16 protein-coding genes and 1 pseudogene are annotated in these 16,466 nt (G+C 58.5%); 9 read left to right on the plus strand and 8 right to left on the minus strand.

The window, feature by feature from the left end:
* The first annotated feature begins 70 nt into the window (after positions 1–70).
* The 4 genes and pseudogenes from OF122_RS14045 (at position 71) to OF122_RS14060 (ending at position 3,509) form a co-directional block, all read left to right on the plus strand.
* Positions 71–886, plus strand: coding sequence for a DUF2189 domain-containing protein (locus tag OF122_RS14045; RefSeq protein WP_264224823.1), 816 nt, complete (start codon positions 71–73; stop codon positions 884–886).
* Positions 887–897: 11 nt separating this feature from the next.
* Positions 898–3,147, plus strand: a complete 2,250-nt coding sequence (locus OF122_RS14050) for a cation-translocating P-type ATPase (RefSeq protein ID WP_264224824.1) — start codon at positions 898–900, stop codon at positions 3,145–3,147.
* A 4-nt stretch (positions 3,148–3,151) separates the two neighbouring features.
* A pseudogene (gene ccoS, locus OF122_RS14055) lies at positions 3,152–3,298 on the plus strand (cbb3-type cytochrome oxidase assembly protein CcoS); the annotation flags it as partial.
* A gap of 79 nt (positions 3,299–3,377) precedes the next feature.
* On the plus strand, positions 3,378–3,509 hold the full coding sequence (locus OF122_RS14060; RefSeq protein ID WP_264224825.1) for a hypothetical protein: 132 nt from the start codon (positions 3,378–3,380) through the stop codon (positions 3,507–3,509).
* A 114-nt stretch (positions 3,510–3,623) separates the two neighbouring features.
* Here the strand turns inward: OF122_RS14060 and OF122_RS14065 are convergent, their stop codons facing one another.
* The 3 genes from OF122_RS14065 to nirK form a co-directional block, all read right to left on the minus strand.
* The gene (locus OF122_RS14065) at positions 3,624–4,094 is read right to left on the minus strand and encodes a pseudoazurin (RefSeq protein WP_264224826.1); all 471 of its coding nucleotides are present in this window, start codon (positions 4,092–4,094) and stop codon (positions 3,624–3,626) included.
* Between the two features lie 355 nt (positions 4,095–4,449).
* Positions 4,450–5,355 carry a formylglycine-generating enzyme family protein gene (locus OF122_RS14070; protein WP_264224827.1) on the minus strand — a complete coding sequence of 302 codons (906 nt, stop codon included), beginning with the start codon at positions 5,353–5,355 and terminating at the stop codon, positions 4,450–4,452.
* A 73-nt stretch (positions 5,356–5,428) separates the two neighbouring features.
* The gene (gene nirK / locus OF122_RS14075) at positions 5,429–6,547 is read right to left on the minus strand and encodes a copper-containing nitrite reductase (RefSeq protein ID WP_264224828.1); all 1,119 of its coding nucleotides are present in this window, start codon (positions 6,545–6,547) and stop codon (positions 5,429–5,431) included.
* 1,052 nt (positions 6,548–7,599) lie between these two features.
* Here nirK and OF122_RS14080 point away from each other — a divergent pair.
* On the plus strand, positions 7,600–8,046 hold the full coding sequence (locus OF122_RS14080) for a hypothetical protein (protein WP_264224829.1): 447 nt from the start codon (positions 7,600–7,602) through the stop codon (positions 8,044–8,046).
* Positions 8,012–9,235 carry an NnrS family protein gene (locus tag OF122_RS14085; protein ID WP_264224830.1) on the plus strand — a complete coding sequence of 408 codons (1,224 nt, stop codon included), beginning with the start codon at positions 8,012–8,014 and terminating at the stop codon, positions 9,233–9,235. The genes OF122_RS14080 and OF122_RS14085 overlap by 35 nt, the downstream gene beginning before the upstream one ends.
* Here the strand turns inward: OF122_RS14085 and OF122_RS14090 are convergent, their stop codons facing one another.
* Positions 9,236–9,598 (minus strand): YbaN family protein, encoded by a 363-nt coding sequence (locus OF122_RS14090; protein ID WP_264224831.1) that lies wholly within the window; start codon positions 9,596–9,598, stop codon positions 9,236–9,238. It lies immediately after the preceding gene.
* A gap of 2 nt (positions 9,599–9,600) precedes the next feature.
* Positions 9,601–10,809 (minus strand): NnrS family protein, encoded by a 1,209-nt coding sequence (locus tag OF122_RS14095; RefSeq protein WP_264224832.1) that lies wholly within the window; start codon positions 10,807–10,809, stop codon positions 9,601–9,603.
* Positions 10,810–10,938: 129 nt separating this feature from the next.
* On the opposite strand from OF122_RS14095, the gene hemN reads away from it, so the two are divergent.
* Complete coding sequence (gene hemN, locus OF122_RS14100) at positions 10,939–12,309, plus strand: oxygen-independent coproporphyrinogen III oxidase (RefSeq protein WP_264224833.1); 1,371 nt, start codon at positions 10,939–10,941, stop codon at positions 12,307–12,309.
* Positions 12,310–12,524: 215 nt separating this feature from the next.
* Here the strand turns inward: hemN and OF122_RS14105 are convergent, their stop codons facing one another.
* From OF122_RS14105 to OF122_RS14115, 3 genes are read right to left on the minus strand one after another with little or no spacing between them, the layout of a single operon-like run.
* Positions 12,525–12,713: a hypothetical protein gene (locus tag OF122_RS14105; RefSeq protein WP_264224834.1), complete on the minus strand. Its 189-nt coding sequence runs from the start codon at positions 12,711–12,713 to the stop codon at positions 12,525–12,527.
* A 56-nt stretch (positions 12,714–12,769) separates the two neighbouring features.
* Positions 12,770–13,378 carry a UbiX family flavin prenyltransferase gene (locus OF122_RS14110; RefSeq protein ID WP_264224835.1) on the minus strand — a complete coding sequence of 203 codons (609 nt, stop codon included), beginning with the start codon at positions 13,376–13,378 and terminating at the stop codon, positions 12,770–12,772.
* Entirely contained in the window at positions 13,375–14,865 is a 1,491-nt protein-coding gene (locus OF122_RS14115) for a UbiD family decarboxylase (protein WP_264224836.1), read from the minus strand. Before OF122_RS14115 ends, OF122_RS14110 begins: the two co-directional genes overlap by 4 nt.
* A 125-nt stretch (positions 14,866–14,990) precedes the next feature.
* Here OF122_RS14115 and ubiT point away from each other — a divergent pair, with 125 nt between their 5' ends.
* Entirely contained in the window at positions 14,991–15,497 is a 507-nt protein-coding gene (gene ubiT, locus OF122_RS14120; RefSeq protein WP_264224837.1) for a ubiquinone anaerobic biosynthesis accessory factor UbiT, read from the plus strand.
* Positions 15,488–16,465 carry a ubiquinone anaerobic biosynthesis protein UbiU gene (gene ubiU, locus OF122_RS14125; RefSeq protein ID WP_264224838.1) on the plus strand — a complete coding sequence of 326 codons (978 nt, stop codon included), beginning with the start codon at positions 15,488–15,490 and terminating at the stop codon, positions 16,463–16,465. The genes ubiT and ubiU overlap by 10 nt, the downstream gene beginning before the upstream one ends.
* The last annotated feature ends 1 nt before the right edge of the window (position 16,466 follow it).

Below are 16,466 nucleotides of genomic sequence, written 5' to 3' on the forward strand. Positions count from 1 at the left end.
CAAGGTCGGCGAGTCCGGGGCCGGGCAGCTCAGTGCTGCCAAGTCGTCATGTTAGTTCTGGAGGGCACCAATGAGTGAAAGCGAAGAACACTACTGGCTGCTAAGTAGACCATCCGGCATTGAAGAGACTCGCAATCCGCACCTGCAGCGCCACTTGCCGCCCTCTCGCGTCTTTTCATGGATAAGATCTGGAGCGCGCGACCTCACCGCCAATCCACTCTCCAGTCTGGTCTACGGGCTTTTGGTCGCGGTCCTTTCCGGGCTTCTCATTTACACGTTTTTCGAATTCAATCTCGACTATGTCCTGTTTCCTGCCCTTTCAGGCTTCATGATCGTTGCGCCATTGGTGGCCATGGGCCTTTATCAAAAGAGTGCCAAACTGGCACAGGGCGAGCGTGTGCGGCTTTCCGACATGTTGGCCGTCAAGGCGCATTCGGGCGGTCAAATGCTGTTTGTGGGGCTCCTGCTTACGCTGCTGGCGCTCATCTGGCTGCGGGCTGCAGTGCTGGTCTACGCCCTGTTTTTCGGCTATCGGGCATTCCCGGGCGCTGACGAATTCATACCACTCATCATCGGCACCCCCGCCGGATGGGGAATGCTGGCCACGGGCATTGTCGTGGGCGGGCTTTTCGCAGCGCTCGGCTTCGCCGTGAGCGCCTTTTCCATTCCCATGCTGCTCGACAGGCGCACAGACGCGCTTTCGGCAATGGGCACCAGCATGGCACTCGTTTGGAACAACCTCCCGGTAATGGTTGCCTGGGGGGCCGTCGTCCTGGTTATGGTCGGCATATCGATCGCGACTTTCCTGTTGGGGCTCATCATCATTTTTCCCCTTCTTGGCCATGCGACTTGGCATGCCTATAGGGATATGATGCCCGAAGGATAAAGGAGCCAAAAATGGACGCTCCGGCTGCACCGCTCGAGCTCGGCAATACGCAAACTGGCAGCGCCCGCGATCTGCTATTCGCAAGTCAGAGTTTGGGAAGCGGACGCTTCCGAACCAGCCTGTCGGTGCCCGGCATGCATTGCGGGGGATGCATGAGCAAAGTGGAAAAGACACTCTCAGCGCTACCCGACGTCGAGATGGCGCGCGCCAATCTGTCCACCAAGCGTGCGACAGTCGAGTGGAAGAGTGCGACGGTGCCGCCTCTGCTCGAGGCACTGGAAACCATCGGTTTTGATGCGCATCTGGTCGATAACGGACCACGTGCCGATCCCCATTATTACCGGCTCATTAGAGCTCTGGCCGTCGCTGGGTTTGCGGCTGCCAACATCATGATGCTTTCTGTCGCCGTCTGGGCCGGTGCCGATGCCGCCACGCGCGAGCTGTTTCATTGGCTTTCGGCGGCGATTGCCATGCCGACTCTGCTCTTTTCAGGTCGCGTGTTTTTTTCGTCGGCGCGCAACGCGTTAAGGCATGGGCGCTCAAACATGGACGTCCCGATATCTGTAGGGGTAATTCTTGCCTTTGGCTTGAGTCTTTACGAGACTGTCGTGGGCGGTGAGCACGCCTATTTCGATGCCTCGGTTACACTGCTGTTTTTTCTTCTTGTTGGCCGAACGCTCGATCATGCCATGCGCGAGCGGGCACGCAGCGCCGTCAAGGGCCTGGCCAGTTTGACGCCCCGCGGTGCCAGTGTGGTGCAAGAAGATGGCAGGTACGCCTATTGTCCTGTTTCCGAAATTGTCCCCGGCATGACGCTCGCACTGGCTGCGGGCGAGCGCCTGCCGGTTGATGGCACTGTCATGTCCGGAACCTCGCTGTTCGACTGCGCAATGGTCACAGGAGAAGGTCTGCCAGTTTCTGTGGGGCCAGGGGATCAGGTGCGCGCGGGGACCCTTAATCTCCAGGCGCCTTTGCACATAAAGGTTCTTGCTGCGGCAAAAGATTCATTTCTTTCCGAGATGATGCGGCTGGTCGAATTGGCAGAGAACGGTCGCAACAGGTATCGTCGACTGGCTGACCGCGTCTCGGAACTCTATTCACCTATCGTGCACCTGGCAGCTTTGCTCACGGGCCTGGTATGGCTGATGGTTTCGGGCGATTGGCACATGGCCGTGACGACCGCCATTGCGGTTCTGATTATTACATGCCCCTGCGCCCTTGGCCTGGCTGTGCCGATCGTACATGTTGTGGCGGCGCGCCGGTTGTTCGAAACCGGCGTGTTGACCAAGGATGGCTCTGCCATCGAGCGCCTCTCGCAGGTGGATACCATCGTATTCGACAAAACCGGGACTTTGACTTCCGGCCACCCGGTGCTCAAGAGCTCGAGCGAAACCAGCCCGGAGATTCTTTCCATCGCCCTTGCCTTGGCTCAAGCCTCCCGACACCCCCTATCGGTATCTATCGCGCGGTCGATTAAATGGGCCGGTTCTATCCCCAGCATCACCGACGTCAATGAAGAGCCGGGCGCAGGTGTTAGCGCCCGGATCGGAGAGACGTCCTATCGTCTCGGGAAGCGTGTATGGGCGTGCGAGACGGGCAAAACGCTACAGAGCGGACCCGATCCCGAAGTCGTCCTGAGCCGGGTGGGTGTCGAGCTAGCCACGTTCCGGTTCACCGATAACTTCCGCAGCGGCGCACACGAAACAGTTGCCAAGCTAAAAAGGGACGGGTTCAAGGTTTTGATGCTCTCGGGAGATCGATCTGAACCCGTTGCGCAATCAGCAAGGGAGTTGGGAATAGAGCAATTTCACGCACAATGCCTGCCTCAACACAAGGTTGAGATCCTCGACCAACTCGCCCAGGAGGGCCGCACAGTGCTCATGGTCGGGGACGGCCTGAACGATGCGCCGTCCCTTGCGGCCGCACACGTCTCGATCGCACCGTCGTCCGCGGCGGACATTGGACGCCAAGCCGCCGACATGGTCTTTACACGCCCCAGCCTGACCTCCGTTCGGGAAGCCATTGTCACCGCCCGAAAGGCGGATCGGCTCGTTCGCCAGAACCTGGCAGCTGCTGTCCTCTACAACGGCATTGCCGTCCCCATTGCTGTACTGGGATACGTAACGCCACTTGTCGCTGCGCTGGCAATGTCGCTTTCATCGATCATTGTAGTGGCCAACGCCATGCGCCTGAGCCGCAGCGGAACAGCAGTGAAAGATCCAGAAGCCGCACGTTACCACCTGCCGCTCGAGGCAGTATGATCCCATGGACGGCGTGCTCTTTCTCATTATCTTGGGGGTCCTCATGGGACTGGCGGGTCTGACCGCATTTCTATGGTCCCTCCAAAGCGGTCAGTATGACGATCTCCAGGGGGCGGCCGAGCGCATTTTGCTTGAGGAGCAAGGCTCCCCCAGCGAGAGCTCGACATCGAGTTCAATTCCGATTCACCAATCGCAAGGAGAGCGGGTGCAGGACAGCACCCGGAAACACAATGATTCTTACCCGCCGCACTAGAGATCGCATTATCATTGCGCTTGCAGTCATTTCCGGAATCATCGTTCTCGTTCCCAGCATGATTTCAGCTGCAATGAGCCTTGTGGGAATTGTCGTCGGCCTGATCTGACCCCCCTCCCGCCCAATGAGCCATCGTATTCCAAAATGAAAGGCCGTCATATGAACAAGACATATGGCGGCCATTTCTCCTGGTGATGAATCAGGGCGGTAAGAGCGACTTCTGCTAATTGTCCTGGTTGGACCCTTCGCTTCCCGAAAGCGCCTGTTCAAATAGCACGGCCATTCGTTCCTGGGCAGCGGGCGGCATGGTGACGTTCTGTGCTTCAGCCGCGTTGGTCTCAGAGTCTCCGACCTCAATAAGCCCGATCATTCCCAATCCGAAGTGGGGCGCGCATTTGTAGCCGTAAAGCCCCTCCTCTTCAAAGGTCACCGAAATCTGTTCGTTGATCTTGCCCTTGAAGGCTTCCGCCCCCTCGGGAAGCATGCCCAAGATAGTTTCGGCGTTATGAGTGGGATCAGTGGGAACGAATGTCACCGTGTCACCTGGCGCGATCTGAAGATAGGCCGGCTCGAAGACCATCATCTCCCCATCGTCTCCACGGTTGAGCATCTGGACTTCGAATTCTTCGGCAAGCACGGGTGTTGCGCCCATGCTCAGCAGGGCAACCACGGCAATTGCTGTTTTCTTCAGCATGGTGTCTCCTTGTGTTGGGTGTACGATGCAAATGCCACCCCAGCGCCCCGTGTTCCATCGGATAGCTTGCGATAATGCCCTGCGGGTCAGTCCGTTTCGTCGTGTATATCGGAGCCACGCGTTGGACCCGGGCAAGCGAGCAGCCGCAAACACATACGAGTTTCAAAAGCGGCGGGGGGCCGAAGCCGTCGGCCGTTCCCGGATAGATTACCTAAGAACTGTGGGTTCGACTGGAACGTAAGATCGTCTCTATAGCCTAGATCTGCGATGCCAGCCGGACCGCCCCTGCGAATTTCGATCGTCGGCATCGATGCCGAGACCAACGGCACCAGACCCATTGCGTGGGTTCCGACGCTCAGGTTCCAGATGGAAACGTGCGTATGAAGTTTCTCACGTAACCGAGCGGGCTTTCATACAAATGCCGCTCCCGTACGAGGCGCATGCCGAGATAGTCGGGCGGCATGCCGGCGGCGCATCCTCCCGATATCGCGTCGCGCATAAATCCCGAGAGATAGGCGATGTGCTGGCCTTGCAGGACCCGAACGCCGCAATTCTCGGTTCGCGATATCTCGGCGCCATCGACGGCCAGCCGGACGCGCGCATAGCAGGTGCTCGTCCACTCCCAGACATTGCCCCCGGTGTCGGCAACGCCGAAAACATTTTCTTCGAACGATCCGAACGGCATTACCGCGGTGCCTGTTTCGCGAGGACGCTGCGCCCCCTCACGATAAGAGCCCAGCCATTTGTCGACGAACGAGTTTCGGGCGTCCGTTTCCCGGACTTCGGGGCGATTGTTCCGAAAATAAGCCGCTTCTTCATCCGTAGGCAGTCGCCAGTGCTGGCCTGTTACGGCCGAAAGCCATTGGGCATAGGAGACGGCATCGAGATAGCTGAGGCCAGTGGCTGGAATGTCGGTCCGAGGAGGAGCGCCGGCCTCGCGGGCCGCACAGGCTCCGTCCATCACGCACAGGTCGTAGTCGGCGGTCGAAACCTGGTATTTCATGACTTCGATGCCAGCTCGCACGAACCGGGATGTGACCGGACCATCTATGACATGGCCTGCGACCGTGAACTCGCCCGGCTCACGATATTGGAACCAGCCGCGCGGGATGCTTATCGTTTCGACCTTGAATTCGGGGGCCGTTGTCCACCCCTCTGCCCTCGGATTGGTCATGGCGATGATGGCGATGCCCAGACCCAGAAGAATGATGAGCGGAGCCGCGATGGTGGCGACCGACAGAAGCTGTGAATGTGTTCTCATGGTCGTGGTCCAAAAAAATGGGCGGCCATCGGTTTCCCGATGAGCCGCCCCGGTTAGCCGTCGATCCCCGCGACTACTGAATTGGCCGCGGCTCAACCAACTGCGTCATGAGGTCGTCATTCCATTCGCCCTCGACCACCATGTGAGCTGTGGCGCCGAGCTGCTCGGCCTCAATGAGGTTGTGATTGACGTACCCATAGACGCCGGGTTGGCGGAACGTGTAGATGGCCGCACCGGCGGCGCCGCCGGGGATATGCCAGGTTTCGAGGTCGAGCAGAGGCGGATTGTTGAAGCTGCCCTCGGCCCAGACATAGTCGCCGTGCCCGCCGATAAGGTGCGGACGGGTATCGCGTATGGCGGTGCTGTGAACGAAGAGCACCGTTTCCCCGACATTGGCGGTCATGGCATTGTCACCTGTGAGAGCACCGACAGCGCCGTTGAACACCACGTGGCTTGGCGTCAGGGTCTTCATCGCGTCCATTGTGCCGCCATACGATTCCCCGAGCGAGGCGAAGCTGATGAACTTGCCGTCTTCATCCTTGGGCACGTAGAAATCGTTCTCGCCGATATAGTAGGCGCGATCATAGGTGATCGGCTCGCCTGCCCCGTCGGTCAGGCCCTCCCGCGGCAGAACCATGACGGCACCGCTCATCCCCGAGACGACGTGCCAGGCAATCATGCCCTCGGGCGCGCAGTGATAGACGAAAACGCCCGGGCGCGTAGCCTTCCAGCGCAGAACCACCTCTTCGCCCGGGTTGACGTGGGTCAGAGCCCCGCCACCCAAGGCACCCGTCGCTGCATGGATGTCGATATTGTGCGGCATCGTGTTCGTCGCAGGGTTGACCAGCGTCAACTCGACATAGTCGCCCTCATGGACCACCATGAGCGGACCGGGCGTCGAGCCGTTGAAGGTCATCGCCTGCACGGTTGTGCCCTGGCGGTCGATCACCTGGGGACGCTCTTCAATTTCAAGCCGAAACTGAACAACGCGCGGCTCACCGGCTGCTGCCTGCTCGTGCTCATGGATGAAAGGGGGGGCAACCAGTTCGACCTGAACGCGCTCGAGCGCCGACACATCCACCGCCTCATCCTGCGCAAAAGCAGGGAGCGACAGCGTCAGCGGGGCAGCAATCGCCGCCGATGCGACGCCAACCAGGAAGGTGCGGCGGAGGATTGCTGTAGTGTGGGTCATATCCATTCTCCTGACTCAATCGGATCATCGCGATCCGTGGTCAGAATGTGGCAGATATGTGTTCGTCCAACTTTGTTCCAGATCAACCAGCGCGAAATACTTTCGTATGATCTAGATCAATTAGTGAGATTGCCGTATTAACAGAAAGGGAAGAGCGTAGCCTCAACATATGCAACCTGGCGTTGCGTCCATTGCACACCAGTCAAAGCAAAAGTGGATATTTGCGGCTCTACGACAAGATAGCATTCTCACCTCTCGTGCGGCATCAACTTGCTCGGTCGGCTTTTCAACGTTGAAACAGAACTGAGATTTCGCTGTGCGAAAATCGGTGCTGCCAGGCTTGACCGGTGTACGCCCGTTCACCAATCGGAACCTTCAAAAAGGAATCCGCATCTTTTGGACATAAACCGTTTGTTGCAGCAGTCTCACTTCAGCCGGTCTCTGAAGTCGATCAGGACCAGGGATTGAACCTCCATACTTGCGCCGACCAAAATGCAGGTCACCAAATCCTGAACCTCCCTAAAGTGCGGCCCCTTCTGGTGCTTGGGCAGAGCCGTCTTGTCCCGGCTGTGCGGGTCGGAGGAAGGCCTTTTCAACATCGCAACATCTCTCCTTTGTTGTCTAACGCAAACAATGAGCCGTCACCCCAACGGCGTCATTGTGCCAGATCAAAGAAGCCCAAGACCCAGGGGACAATATGGGGTTCCCCAGACTTGACCGTGAGCCGACATGGACAACGCAAAAACGATCACGCCAACCGATGTTCCAGATCAAGACGACTTGGCAGGTAAACGGGCATTCGTCCTGGCACTCTGCGCCCGTCTGCGCAGCCATGGACACCTCAGCAATCTCTTCACTCACTTGTCGGAGGGACAATTCGATAGAATTCAGAGCGCCTTTGAGTTCTTGTTTGCGCCGACCCTTTCCGAACGGGAACCGGGCGACTTGGGCGGGGCCAACAGCATTCTTGCCAGTTGGGCTGGCAAAGGGCGTCCTGGTGCCATGCCGAGTGCGGGCTTGCCTGTGCATCGACTTCACCGGTGCGGTGGCTAATGGACATTGCAACCGCGTCCCCAACATTGTTTTTTGAGGATCGAGATCTGACAGCGGTCGTTGAAGAGTTATCGCATCGCGTGCGATGCGATTCCCAACTCGCCCCGATCATGAAGCAAATCGTCGGTAATCGCTGGTCCGAGTTGGAGCTTGGAACTGTGGAACTCTTTTTGGCCATGCTGAAGATGAGATCCCTTCCGGACCTCTCCATGGACCGGCTCAACCGCGCAATTGCGCTACTTTCGCGTCAAGACTGCCGGCGACTGCACGCCCTGTTCCTCGAAGCGGTCTTCACTCACTTTCCATTGCACGACGCCAGCAATTTAGTCGAAGTGGCCGACGACATTCTCGGCTGGATTCAACCACTGCTCGAAGAGACGGAGCTCGGCCGGCGGCAGCGCAAGCTGCTGAATGGAATGGAGCGATGGCGGTCAAACACTATTTAGCCAAGGCGGCTTTGCTGCCGTGACGCCCCAAGCTGGCTACACGCGCAACAGTGCGTTTACGCTCCGCGACGGCGATATTACCTATCCGCCAAGCATGGCACTGCTGTTCTTCGCGTTTGCGCTGGCCAGCGTTCTACCCCTCCCCTTTGTCATTGTCGCTTGGGGTGTTCCAATTCCCGCACGCTGGTGGCATCCACATGAGGCGGTCTTCGGCCTCGGCAGCGGGCTCTGCTCGGGTTTCCTTTTAACGGCGCTGCCTCACTGGCTCGGAACTAAGAGACCTGGCAGGTTGGCCGTTGGTCTGGTTCTGGGCGCTTGGTGTGCGGGGCGCGCTGGTGCGCTGACCTGGGCCTATGGCTTTCAGACAGCATTGATTTTTGGCGACACGGTCGTCTGGACTGCTCTGGCGTCATATGCCATTTGGATCACCCACCGCTCGTCTCGCGTTCGGCCGCGGAAGGTCGCTTGGATTTTGGCGGCCGTCGCCGTCGCGAGCCTCAAGGCGAAGCTGGATATCCTGGGGGATAACCATCCGGCTGCCGCGCTGCGGTGGGGGGAGGCGGCACTTGGTCTTCTCGTGCTGGTTATGCTCGGAAGAATGCTGCCCTCCTTCACGTTCGAACAGCTCAACAAACGTGACCTATCTGCCGTGAGGCGCCGAACCGACAGTCTGGATCATTTTGGCCTCCTTACGGCGGCCGTGTGTCTGGTCAGTTGGAGTTTCTGGCCCCAATCGGTTCCGACCCAAGTGCTGGGCGGGGTCGCGACAGGCCTAAACCTAGTGCGCCTGATGCGACTCAGGGGATGGCGATGCGGCTGGGATCCCAATCTCACTCCGTTTCACATCGCAATGGGGTTCTTCACGCTCGGGCTTTGCCTGATCGCGGCGCAGGGGATCGTTGCCGAGGCGTCACCAACTCACGCCATGCTGGCCGGCAGCATGACCTTGTCGGCGATTGCCGTGGGAGCGCGGATGCTTGAAGGGCATCTTGGAATTAGGGCCCATAAGAGGCTCAGCATGGCAGTGGCGTTCGTCCTTGCCGGCATAGTGCTCAGACTGTTCTCACCGTTCCATCCGCCTGTGTTGATCTGGGCCGCTGGAACCTGGATGACTGGCTTCGGATTTCTGACATTGGCGGTGTACCTGCCAGCGATCGCGCGAGCTATGAACCTGCGCGCCGCGCGATAGTCAGGCCGGCGGAAGCGGCCGAGACAATATGAAGACGGCGACCAGAAGCAGGACCGAACTTTGAATCATCAGTACCGAGACAGAGACCTGCATCAGGGCCGAGACGAGAAGAGTGGCAGCAAGTGATGCCACAGCAATGCTTTTCGCTCGCGCCGAGATTGCACCATAATTGCGCCAGTTCTCAAGCTCCGGACCAAATACCGAATTTCTGGTCAGCATTTCATTCAGTCTCGGCGAACTCTTTGAAAAGCAGAGCCCACTCAGAAGTACGAAGGGCGTGGTTGGCAGCAGGGGCAGCACCGCTCCCAGAACGGCCAAAACCAAAGACACGGCACCGACTGCGATAAGGATCAGCCGTATCATTGCTATGCCCGCTTCGACAGACGCGGTGACATCAGAATCGGCAGGTAGGCCGCTGTGAAGGCCGCAAAGGCGAAAATCCAGAGCAGCCCGCTCACCGAGAAGATGAAGTAGTAGTGTTGCGGGAAAACGGCCACGAGCGGTCGTATGGCGGCGGCAAGAAAGACGTTGACGTAGGCAGCAGTGGCGAGTGCACCCGCCCGTATCGGCCGGCCAGTATGCCCCAACGAGGCGCGCGTCATGACGGCCAAGGTCATCCCGCCGACACAGCCGATCAAAAGCACGTGCATGGCTGCCGCGTACTCGACTATCTGCAAAGCGGACAAGGCGATCATGACCAGGCCGACAACCAGGAAAAGATATGCGACATGCAGCACCAGAACGATAGGTTCTGACGTCGTGCTGTACCCCCGCCAGCGGACCAGTCGAATGAAATTGGCTGCGGCTGCGAGGCACGAGAGAGCAGCCGTTGCGTACCCCTGGGGCGCGACTGTCCAGGCCATCAGCGCAACCAGCAGCAGTACCACAGATAGCTGATCAAATCGGCCGAAGGGGGCGGGCAGCTTCTTGTTCCCGTGCCGGGACATCCAGTTGCGGGTAAAGCTGGGCACGATGCGACCGCCGACCACGGCGATCAATACGACCCAAGCCCCGACCGCCAGCCGCGCGGCGGCCGAGGGGTCTTCTCCGAGATAGACGGATGCAAGGAACCAGATGTTTGCCGTGGAAAGAGTGAGAAGTCCAAACAGGATTTTGAGGTTCTTCCAGTTTCTGCCGGCAACTATTTCACGCATGGCGACGACGGTCAGAGCCGGCAGGAACGCTGCATCGACGACCAAGCTCAATTCCAATCCCGCCAGATCCGGCGCCAGTAAAGCCAAGCGACCGGCCAGCCACACAAGCACCAGAGCGAGAAGCGGAAGGCCGGAAACCGGCAATCGTCCGGTCCAGTTAGGGATAGCAGTCAACATGAACCCGGCCAGAACGGCGGAGGTGTAGCCAAAGACCATTTCGTGGGCATGCCAATTGACACCCCCCAGTGCTCCTCCAGCGGGGAAGCTCGTTGTAAGGGTAATCACCCACATGACCATTGCAAGCACGGCCCAGATGCCGGCCAATAGAAAGAATGGCCGGAAGCCGTAGGAGAGAACAGCCGGACCGGACTCTGCAAGCCCTCTCGGAATTCCGCCGCTTGCCGCCTTTGCAAAAAACACGCACCACTCCACATCTGTTGGTGGAGTGTTTCTCGCCGAAGCGTTCTCGAACGTCTTTGACCTATCGCAAAGACTGCCGGAGCAGGGTGCTTAGTTTTCTGCCCAACCGACGACTTTGCGGGGATCTCGATGATCGCTTCGGATGTGACACTAAGCCAGGATACGGTGATGCGGCTGTCAAAGCCCGTCCCACGCTACACAAGCTATCCCTCCACTCCACACTTCAATAATGATGCCGACGGTGAATCGTACGGCAACTGGCTTAGCGAACTCAACGAAGCGGCCACGCTGTCGCTCTATCTCCACATCCCCTTTTGCGACCGGCTGTGCTGGTTCTGTGCCTGTCACACCAAGCATACGCTGAAATATGCACCGATCAGAAAGTACCTCACCGCCTTGCTGGCCGAGATTCGGTGGGTATCGGAAAAGCTCGGTGGAAAGGGAAAAGTCACCAGCATTCATCTGGGGGGCGGATCGCCGAGCCTGCTCAAGCCGGAAGATCTCGAAGAGTTGAGGGTGGCGCTGCAGTCCGGATTCCGCATCGATCCGGACGTGGAAGTCAGCATCGAGATGGACCCAAACGACCTCACGGGTGAACAATTGGACGGCATGGCCGCGTTCGGGATGACCCGTGCGAGCTTCGGCATTCAGGATTTCAACCCGCAGGTTCAGGCCACCATCAATCGAATACAGACTTTCGAACAGACAGCCAATTGCATCCACGCGGTGCGGGAGCGAGGCATCGGTTCGATCAATCTAGATGTGCTGTACGGTCTGCCCCACCAGACGACAGAGACGGTTCTCGATACAGTCGCGCAGGTTCTTTCACTTGCTCCTGACCGGATCGCGTTGTTCGGGTACGCCCACGTTCCGTGGATGAAGAAACACCAGACGATGATCGAGGAACGTGTGCTTCCTGGTGTGCTCGAGCGTTTCGAACAGCAAGCGGCGGCGGCCCGGCTCATCTCGAGGTCGGGATATGAGAGTGTCGGTTTCGACCACTTTGCCCGACCCCACGACAAATTGGCATTAGCTGCAAGGACGGGCAAGCTCCGCCGGAACTTTCAAGGTTACACCGACGATCGGGCCAGTGCCCTTATTGGCCTGGGCGCATCGGCGATCGGCCGTTTTCCGCAAGGTTACGTTCAGAACGTGACGGCGACATCTGTCTACGAGGCCCAGGTTCTTGGCGGGCGCGCGGCCACTTCAAAGGGTCACTGCCTCAGCACCGAAGATCTTCGCCGCGCCTGGCTGATCGAAGAGCTCCTGTGTCGGTTTCAGGTCGATATCGACGCCGCAGCTGATGGCAACCCGGACCTTCTGAGGGCATTCTTGAGGGATATCGATGTTCTGACAAACAGCGAGGCCAGAACTTTGCTGAGTTGGAACGGAAAGACATTTGGCCTGGCCGAGCAAGCCCGCCCTTTTGTCAGGCACTTTGCGGCGGCGTTCGATAGCTATCTTGCCCGCCAAACCTCCAGACATTCGTCGGCCATCTAGATTCCTCGTCCGCAAGGCTGCTCAAAGAAAAGCTGCGTCCGTGATCTCGGCTTGGAAAAAAAGGGGAATGGGGTGGACGGTTCCAGAGGGCTTGCCATTCCCACAATCTTGGGGATGATAGAGCCATGGAACATTCCCTCAGCTTCCGCCGTCCCGCAAAGGGCTGCAGCGACACTGCCTTGATTTGTTTTCATTGCTCTATCGCATGGCGCTTACTACAAGCGCTTTCCGTCCTGTCCCAAGGTGATCTCCAACGGCTCAAATACAGAGCGAGCAGGATTGGCATGCCCGACAAAGTCGGCGATGGGCCGCTCAGCCATGGCAGTGTTGGTGCGATTGGAAACGGTTGCAAAAGCAGCGGCGCCAGCCACGATTACGGCCAATTCTTCCAACGCGACAGTCATTATGCTCCATCCTGGCACGGCTCGAACTTTCGCTTGCTGGCCTTCTTTGACTCATTTCAGGCGGATAAGCCCTCCCAGCCTCGAGCGAGCTTAGCCACCGGCAGTCGGAGCCCATCGATCATTCTGCACGCGAGCTGGTCTATTGCCTCGTTCATGGTCCTTGCGAGGTAGAAGGGCGGCGAGGGCGGAAAAATTACCGCGCCACTCAGTGTCGCCGTTCGCATCAACTCGATATGGCCAAGGTGAAGGGGCGTTTCCCTAACGGCCAATATCAGTGTACGTCTTTCCTTCAAATGGACGTCGGCGGCTCGGACCAGAAGATTGTCATTGAAGCAGTTGGCGATTGCCGACAACGTTCGAATGGAGCACGGCACGACCAGCATGCCGTCCGTATCGAACGAACCACTTGCTATCGCGGCGCCGATATCATGGATTTCATAGATGTGGTCAGCCATAGCCACAGTCTCGGCCAACCCATTTGCGCCCAGCTCATGGGCAAAATTGATTTCCGCGGCCCTCGAGACGACGAGATGGATTTCGACGTTGCCTTCACTGTGTAGCCGTTCGACGACCGCATGCGCCAATGCCGAACCCGATGCTCCAGAAACTCCCACCACGACGCGGATGGGCCTGAGCAGCTTTCGTGCAAAATCACACTGGCTCATCGGGGGATTCCCAGGTCCATCCAGATGTCATCCACTCGCTTACGGACCGACTCGCTCATCTTCAAGGGCTTGCCCCACTCTCGATCGGTCTCAGACCCGATCTTGTTGGTCGCGTCGAAGCCGACCTTGGTGCCCAGTCCCTGCCGAGCGGTAGAGAAATCCAAGTAGTCCATGGGCGTGTTCTCGGTCAGGAACAAGTCTCTTGGGGCTTCGAATCTGGTGGAAATGGCCCAGATCACGTCCTCCCAGGACCGCACATCGATGTCGTCATCGACAACCACCATCAGTTTGCAGTAACTGAACTGTGGCAAAACAGACCAGAGTCCCATCATGACGCGACGCGCCTGCCCCGCGTAGCGTTTTTTGACCGACACGATCATTGCCCGGTAGGAACAGGCTTCCGGCGGCAGCCACAGGTCTTCGATTTCCGGGAAGGACGTCTTGATCAGCGGAACGAAAAGCGCGTTGAGTGCAACCCCGATGCGCGAAGGTTCATCGGGCGGACGCCCCGTAAAAGTGGACATATAGATCGGCTTCTCAGGCAGCGCCATCGACGACAACACCACTTTGGGAAACCGCGCAACCGAGTTATAGTAGCCGGTATGGTCGCCAAATGGCCCTTCGTCCAGTTCTTCGGAAATCGAGACCCGACCTTCAAGGACAATTTCTGCGGATTGTGGAATCGGGAGGTCCTGTGTCTTGCCTTTCATGACGCCGCAGCGCCGCCGTCTTAGAAGCCCCGAAAATCGCAACTCGTTCATGCCATCCGGGATTGGCATCACCGCAGACAACATGACGGCGGGATCGGCTCCGACGACAATGGCAATGGGCATATTTTCACCCAATGCCTGCCAGGCTCTGAAGTGTCTGGCTCCTCCCCGGTTTCCCAACCAGCGAACGATGAGCGAATCTGCCGAAACCACCTGCATCCTATAAACACCGACGTTGATGTCGGAAGCGTCGTGGGGATCTCGGGTGATTACCAGGGGCCAGGTGATGAGAGGCGCGGGTTCCCCAGACCAGCACCACTGAATCGGCAGCAGCGACAAATCTATATCGTTACCGCGAAGCACTTTGTGCCTGCCTCTCGGCCAGGTTGCGGGGCGAATACCCATCGTAAGCGCGGCACGCGCGAGAGGGATTTTGGCAACAGCGTCATCGAACGATTCAGGTGGCTTCGGTCGATTGAGGGCAGCAAGGTTCTGGCCCAGACCATCAAGGCCATCGACAGTGCACCCAAGCGCAAGGGCGACCCTGTCCACTGTGCCAAAGACGTTCGTCACCAGCGGGATCGAGTATTCCCTGCCCTCCTGATCGGTCGGCCGTTCGAACAGCAGGGCAGGCCCGTCTTTCTCCAACACACGGCGATGAATTTCTGTGATTTCATGCACGACGGAAACGGGTTGGTTAACTCTTACCAGGTCTCCACGGGCCTCCAGCAATGCCAGGAACTGCTTCAAGTCTCGTGCAATGGGAAGGTTTGGCATGCGACCGCTTTCGTTTTCCGCGGATCTTCAGCCTACCGGTGGACGCGTCTTTGACGCAGCGCAAGTAACTCTGCCGAGCTTTGGAATAGGTTCGCCAAGTCGATGCTCTGAAAGGGACCTGGACAATGACTATTCCTCCTCTCGCCCAGCGCCTGATGGCCGCACCTTCCATAGCGCTTATCGAGCGGATCGCTCAATGGGCCTTTGCGACTGTCTTGGATCGACACCCCGGCATTGTAAGGCGCTTGGGCGAGTACGCCCACCGCCGCTATGCCATTGCGCCGACCGATATCCCCTTCGGCTTTCTGGTTTCTCCCGCCGACAGGCGGATATCGGTCCGGCGTTCTCACATGCTGAAGTCGGCTCATGCGACTATATCGGGGCCGATCGTGGTCCTGCTGGCATTGTTGGAGGGCCGCGTCGACGGCGATACCGCATTTTTTGCCAGGCAGATATCGATTCGAGGAGATACCGAGGCGATCCTGGCGCTGCGCAACGTGCTCGACGATGCTCAGATCGATCTGGTCCGCGAACTGTCACCGATGGCGGGGCCGGCCTCACCAATCTTCGCCCACATGGGCACGCATCTTCGCGGATATCTGCTTAAATCGGACCTGGGCCAATGGAGCTGATATGTCCGGCCGGAACGCCGGCCTCATTTCGGGACGCGGTCTCTGCTGGCGCCGACGCGGTATACTGCGGGTTCGCCGACGAGACGAATGCCCGCAATTTCCCCGGCCTCAATTTCTCCCGCGAGGAAATGGCCGAGGCAATCTCATTTGGCAAGCAGCGAGGTTGCCGCACATTCGTGGCGATCAATACGTTCATGAGAGCCGGTGACGAGCGACTTTGGCACCTGGCTGTCAACGATGCGGCCAGCCTTGGCGCCGATGCCCTCATTCTCGCCGATATAGGTCTGATGGCCTATGCGGCCCAGAATCATCCGGATCAACGTCTCCACGTCTCGGTCCAAGCCGGCGCCTCCAACGCCGAGGCTATCGATTTCCTGGTCCAGTCCTTCAACGCCAAACGTGTGGTGCTGCCGAGAGTGCTGACCCTCGACGAGGTCGAAGCCATAGCTCAGGACGCCGCATGCGAGACCGAGGTTTTTGTTTTTGGCGGGCTGTGTGTAATGGCTGAGGGACGATGCTCACTTTCTTCCTATGCCACGGGAAAGTCACCCAACATGCATGGCGTCTGCTCTCCAGCAAGCCACGTTAGTTATCGCGATTCGGGCAAGGAATTGGTTTCCAAGCTTGGCGAGTTCACCATCAACCGGTTTTCGGCGGACGAGCCGGCGGGGTACCCTACGCTCTGCAAAGGGCGCTTCAACGTCTCGGCGGATCCCGGTTACGCGTTTGAGGACCCGGTCAGCCTCGACATCCTCCACGAAGTCGATCGCCTGGAGCGAGCCGGGGTCAAAGCACTGAAGATCGAAGGCCGACAGCGCGGAAAAGCGTATGTGACCAGTGTCGTGGCAACGATCAAGGAAGCTCTGGCAACGCCAGCGGATGACCGCGCTCGACTGGTGGAAAAACTAAGACGCCAGAGCGAGGGCCAGAAGACCACCTCGGGTGCTTATGAAAAGCGGTGGAGGTAGG

It is taken from the genome of Pelagibacterium flavum, assembly GCF_025854335.1.
GTDB classification, from domain to species: Bacteria; Pseudomonadota; Alphaproteobacteria; order Rhizobiales; family Devosiaceae; genus Pelagibacterium; species Pelagibacterium flavum.

Bases quoted from the DNA above. Each gene is read 5' to 3' on its own strand.
- OF122_RS14045 (WP_264224823.1), top strand. From the start codon at position 71: ATGAGTGAAAGCGAAGAACACTACTGGCTGCTAAGTAGACCATCCGGC.
- OF122_RS14050 (WP_264224824.1), top strand. From the start codon at position 898: ATGGACGCTCCGGCTGCACCGCTCGAGCTCGGCAATACGCAAACTGGC.
- OF122_RS14060 (WP_264224825.1), top strand. From the start codon at position 3,378: ATGATTCTTACCCGCCGCACTAGAGATCGCATTATCATTGCGCTTGCA.
- OF122_RS14065 (WP_264224826.1), bottom strand. From the start codon at position 4,094: ATGCTGAAGAAAACAGCAATTGCCGTGGTTGCCCTGCTGAGCATGGGC.
- OF122_RS14070 (WP_264224827.1), bottom strand. From the start codon at position 5,355: ATGAGAACACATTCACAGCTTCTGTCGGTCGCCACCATCGCGGCTCCG.
- nirK (WP_264224828.1), bottom strand. From the start codon at position 6,547: ATGACCCACACTACAGCAATCCTCCGCCGCACCTTCCTGGTTGGCGTC.
- OF122_RS14080 (WP_264224829.1), top strand. From the start codon at position 7,600: ATGGACATTGCAACCGCGTCCCCAACATTGTTTTTTGAGGATCGAGAT.
- OF122_RS14085 (WP_264224830.1), top strand. From the start codon at position 8,012: ATGGAATGGAGCGATGGCGGTCAAACACTATTTAGCCAAGGCGGCTTT.
- OF122_RS14090 (WP_264224831.1), bottom strand. From the start codon at position 9,598: ATGATACGGCTGATCCTTATCGCAGTCGGTGCCGTGTCTTTGGTTTTG.
- hemN (WP_264224833.1), top strand. From the start codon at position 10,939: ATGATCGCTTCGGATGTGACACTAAGCCAGGATACGGTGATGCGGCTG.
- OF122_RS14105 (WP_264224834.1), bottom strand. From the start codon at position 12,713: ATGACTGTCGCGTTGGAAGAATTGGCCGTAATCGTGGCTGGCGCCGCT.
- OF122_RS14110 (WP_264224835.1), bottom strand. From the start codon at position 13,378: ATGAGCCAGTGTGATTTTGCACGAAAGCTGCTCAGGCCCATCCGCGTC.
- OF122_RS14115 (WP_264224836.1), bottom strand. From the start codon at position 14,865: ATGCCAAACCTTCCCATTGCACGAGACTTGAAGCAGTTCCTGGCATTG.
- ubiT (WP_264224837.1), top strand. From the start codon at position 14,991: ATGACTATTCCTCCTCTCGCCCAGCGCCTGATGGCCGCACCTTCCATA.
- ubiU (WP_264224838.1), top strand. From the start codon at position 15,488: ATGGAGCTGATATGTCCGGCCGGAACGCCGGCCTCATTTCGGGACGCG.